Origin of the sequence: Bacillus sp. JJ1503, assembly GCF_036965125.1 — a bacterium.
In the GTDB taxonomy this organism is placed as follows: Bacteria; Bacillota; Bacilli; order Bacillales; family Cytobacillaceae; genus Cytobacillus.
Genome location: NZ_JBALOZ010000476.1, coordinates 1 through 4,346, shown reverse-complemented (window position 1 = coordinate 4,346; position 4,346 = coordinate 1). Strand labels below are relative to the sequence as shown.

Here is a 4,346-nt window from a genome sequence, read left to right as displayed (position 1 = left end):
CACATTACTTGAAAAAGAAAAAGGCATTTCACGTGATGTCATTATTGATGCAATTGAAGCAGCGCTAGTATCTGCATACCGCAGAAACTTCAATCAAGCACAAAATGTTCGGATTGATTTAAATCTTGGAAACGGAACGATGAGAGTTTTTGCTCGAAAAGAAGTAGTTGAAGAGGTTTTTGACCCAAGACTAGAAATTTCCGTTGAAGATGCACAAAGAATGAATCCTAATTATCAAGTGGAAGATATTGTGGAGCTAGAGGTTACTCCTAAGGACTTCGGCCGAATTGCGGCGCAAACAGCAAAGCAGGTTGTTACGCAGCGTGTTCGTGAAGCGGAAAGAGGAATTATTTACTCTGAATTTATTGACCGTGAAGAAGATATTATGACAGGGATTGTGCAACGTCAGGATTCCAAATTTATTTATGTCAGTCTTGGAAAGATCGAAGCGATTCTTCCAACAAATGAACAAATGCCGAACGAGCAATATAAACCTCATGACAGAATAAAGGTTTTCATAACAAAGGTTGAAAAGACTACAAAAGGACCACAAATTTTTGTTTCCAGAACTCATCCAGGTCTTTTGAAAAGATTGTTTGAAATAGAAGTTCCAGAAATTTACGATGGAACAGTTGAAATTAAGTCTGTAGCCAGGGAAGCGGGAGACCGTTCGAAAATTTCCGTTCATTCTGATAACGAGGAAGTCGATCCAGTTGGTTCTTGTGTAGGACCAAAAGGCACCCGTGTTCAAGCGGTCGTGAATGAGTTAAAAGGTGAAAAGATTGATATTGTAAAGTGGTCAGCTGATCCGATTGTTTTCGTTGCTAATGCGTTAAGTCCATCTAAAGTACTTGATGTCATCGTAAATGAAAATGATAAAGCTACAACCGTTATAGTTCCAGACTATCAGCTGTCACTCGCAATTGGAAAACGCGGGCAAAACGCGAGACTGGCTGCAAAGCTGACAGGATGGAAAATTGATATTAAATCTGAGTCTGAAGCACGAGAAACAGGCATGTACCCAAGAGAAGAAACACTTTTGACATATGATAGCACTGAGCTTGAAGACGATGAAAATTTTGATTTTCAGGAAGATATGGATTAATAGGGGTGAATGAATGTGAACAACCGTAAAAAAGTTCCTCTGCGTAAATGTGTCGCAACCGGTGAAATGAGACCGAAAAAAGAACTCGTTCGCATCGTTCGCTCTAAAGAAGGGGAAGTATCAGTTGATCCGACTGGAAAAAAATCCGGTCGCGGCGCCTACCTTTCTAAAGAAGAAGAGGCAGTAAAACTTGCAAAAAAGAAAAATGTTTTAGCAAGCCATTTAGATGTTTCAATAGATGATTCTATATATGAAGAGCTATTAGAGCTCATAGAGAAGGAGAAACGACTATCCAAATGAATGCAAATCAATGGATGTCATTGCTTGGCTTAGCGAATCGGGCACGGAAAATTACTTCGGGTGAAGAGCTTACTATCAAAGAAATAAGAAACGGTAAAGCGAAGCTCATATTGCTATCTGCGGACGCTTCTGTTAACACGACAAAAAAAGTAACTGACAAATGTAAATCCTATCAAATTCCATATAGGCTTGTCGAAAACCGGGAAATCCTTGGTCAGGCTATTGGAAAAGATGCTCGGGTTGTTGTGGCAGTGCTTGATGATGGATTTGCAAAAAAACTGAAGTCGTTGCTCGATTAATTCCAGCGGGGGTGAAAGTATGAGTAAAATGCGCGTTTACGAATATGCAAAAAAGCAAAACGTATCAAGTAAAGACGTGATTACAAAATTAAAAGACATGAATATCGAGGTCTCAAACCATATGACAACAATTGAAGCTTCTGCCGTACAAAAATTGGACGGAATATACGGTAAGAAGGAAGACAAACAGCCAGAAAAGCAAAATCAGCAAAAGACAAATCCAGTTCAGACTAAACCAAAAGCTCCGGCTGCTAATCGTAATGAGCAGTCGGAAGTAAACAAAGGTAAAAATAAACCTATGCAAAAACAAACTGAAGTTAGAAAGCCAAACAGCGAGAATAATCAAAAAGACAATAAGCCTTTTAACAAGAACAAGAATAAAAATAATAACAATAACAATCAAAATAGAAATAAAAACAATAATAAAGGGAAAAGCAACCATCAAGTACAAGTCCCTCCTGCTCCTAAAAAAGTAAAGGAACTTCCAGCAAAAATTACTTTTAGTGATTCATTAACTGTTGCTGAGCTTGCAAAAAAGCTTCATCGTGAACCTTCAGAAATCATTAAAAAATTATTTATGCTTGGTGTTATGGCTACAATTAATCAAGCACTAGATAAAGATGCTATTGAGTTAATTGCTACTGATTACGGAGTCGAAGTCGAAGAAGAAGTTCATATCGATGTGACTGATTTAGAGGTTTATTTCACAGATGAAGAAGATGCAGAGCTTGTAGAGCGTCCGGCTGTTGTTACGATTATGGGGCACGTTGACCACGGTAAAACAACGACTTTGGATTCTATTAGAAATACAAAAGTTACAGCGGGAGAAGCCGGTGGAATTACTCAGCATATCGGAGCTTATCAAGTTGAAGAAAATGGCAAAAAGATTACGTTTTTAGATACTCCAGGACATGCTGCTTTTACAACAATGCGTGCCCGTGGAGCAAAAATTACCGATATTACCATTCTTGTTGTTGCAGCTGATGATGGTGTTATGCCTCAAACCATTGAAGCAATCNNCATGCGAAAGCCGCAGAAGTACCAATAATTGTAGCTGTTAATAAAATGGATAAGGAATCTGCCAATCCAGACCGCGTTATGCAGGAGTTAACTGAATATGGCTTAGTACCAGAGGCTTGGGGTGGGGATACTATATTTGTTCCTATTTCTGCCCTAAAAGGAGAAGGAATTGACAATCTTCTTGAAATGATCCTTCTTGTAAGCGAAGTAGAAGAATTTAAGGCTACTGCTAATCGCAGTGCTGTAGGAACTGTAATCGAGGCTCAATTAGATAAAGGNNGTCGCAACTCTGCTCGTTCAAAACGGTACTCTAAAAGTAGGCGATCCGATCGTTGTTGGAAATACTTTTGGCCGTGTCCGTGCAATGGTCAATGATCTTGGCCGCCGTGTTAAACATGCTGGACCATCAACACCAGTAGAAATTACAGGTCTGAATGATGTACCTCAAGCTGGGGATCGCTTTGCTGTACTTGCTGATGAGAAGACAGCTCGCCAAATTGGAGAGTCTCGTGCTCAGCAAGCCCTTCAAGCACAGCGAAGTGAAAAGACAAAAATTAGCTTGGATAACTTGTTTGAACATATGAAACAAGGCGAAATGAAGGAATTAAATGTTGTTGTTAAGGCAGATGTTCAAGGTACTGCAGAAGCACTTACAACAGCCTTGCAAAAGATTGATGTTGAAGGTGTAAATGTTCGTATACTTCACACTGGAGCAGGAGCTATTAATGAATCAGATATTACTCTTGCTGCAGCATTTAATGCATTTGTTGTCGGATTTAATGTACGCCCTGATAATAACGCTAAGCGTGCTGCGGAAGCTGAAGGTGTAGATATTCGCCTGCATCGAGTTATTTACAAAGTAATTGAAGAAATCGAATTGGCTATGAAAGGGATGCTTGATCCAGAATTTGAAGAAAAAATTATTGGCCAGGCAGAAGTTCGCCAAACTTTTAAAGTATCAAAGGTTGGAACAATTGCAGGTTCCTATGTAACCGATGGAAAAATTACTCGAGATAGTGGAGTACGTTTAATCCGTGATGGCATTGTTATTTTTGAAGGGGAAGTAGATGCACTTAAGCGCTTCAAAGATGATGCTAAAGAGGTTAGCCAAGGATATGAATGTGGGATTACGATTAGAAACTTTAACGATGTTAAAGAAGGCGATGTCATTGAAGCCTTCGTTATGCAGGAAATTGAGCGAAAATGATCATTGGGCTAGCAGCTTGTGAATGTATCATTTATGATTCACATTCATTAAAAGAAAAACGAGCTGTATTGCAAAGAATTCTTACCCGTTTGAAACAAAAATATAATGTATCTGTCTCAGAGGTCGATTATCAAGATGTATGGCAGCGGACAAAAATAGCCATTGTTGCCGTATCATCCTCTCGAGTTTCAACGGAGCAAGAATTACAAAATGCCCTTAAATTAATTGATTCGTTTCCTGAAATTGAACGAACAATTACTGATGTCGAGTGGATTTAACTTTATTCAGTATTTATTTTCCACTTCTATTGGTGGGCGATGAATGCAGATTGGGAAACTATTCAGAAGGGGTTCAATACTTTCTGAATAAAGTTAAGCCTCCGGCGGATGCCTCAGATTTTTTTAAGGAATTTATC

4 protein-coding genes and 1 pseudogene are annotated in these 4,346 nt (G+C 39.0%); all 5 read left to right on the top strand.

From position 1 onward, the window contains the following. A partial coding sequence (gene nusA / locus V7149_RS25500) for a transcription termination factor NusA (RefSeq protein WP_335348357.1) occupies nucleotides 1–1,105 on the top strand: 1,105 nt, incomplete at its 5' end. A 15-nt stretch (nucleotides 1,106–1,120) separates the two neighbouring features. Further along, entirely contained in the window at nucleotides 1,121–1,405 is a 285-nt protein-coding gene (gene rnpM, locus V7149_RS25495) for an RNase P modulator RnpM (RefSeq protein ID WP_335348356.1), read from the top strand. After that, nucleotides 1,402–1,704 (top strand): YlxQ family RNA-binding protein, encoded by a 303-nt coding sequence (locus V7149_RS25490; RefSeq protein ID WP_315668583.1) that lies wholly within the window; start codon nucleotides 1,402–1,404, stop codon nucleotides 1,702–1,704. The genes rnpM and V7149_RS25490 overlap by 4 nt, the downstream gene beginning before the upstream one ends. 19 nt (nucleotides 1,705–1,723) lie before the next feature. Beyond that, nucleotides 1,724–3,931: pseudogene (gene infB / locus V7149_RS25485) on the top strand (translation initiation factor IF-2). Beyond that, nucleotides 3,928–4,209 (top strand): DUF503 domain-containing protein, encoded by a 282-nt coding sequence (locus V7149_RS25480; RefSeq protein WP_335348355.1) that lies wholly within the window; start codon nucleotides 3,928–3,930, stop codon nucleotides 4,207–4,209. Before infB ends, V7149_RS25480 begins: the two are co-directional and overlap by 4 nt. Nucleotides 4,210–4,346 lie beyond the last annotated feature (137 nt).

Bases quoted from the DNA above. Each gene is read 5' to 3' on its own strand.
- V7149_RS25490 (WP_315668583.1), top strand. From the start codon at position 1,402: ATGAATGCAAATCAATGGATGTCATTGCTTGGCTTAGCGAATCGGGCA.
- V7149_RS25480 (WP_335348355.1), top strand. From the start codon at position 3,928: ATGATCATTGGGCTAGCAGCTTGTGAATGTATCATTTATGATTCACAT.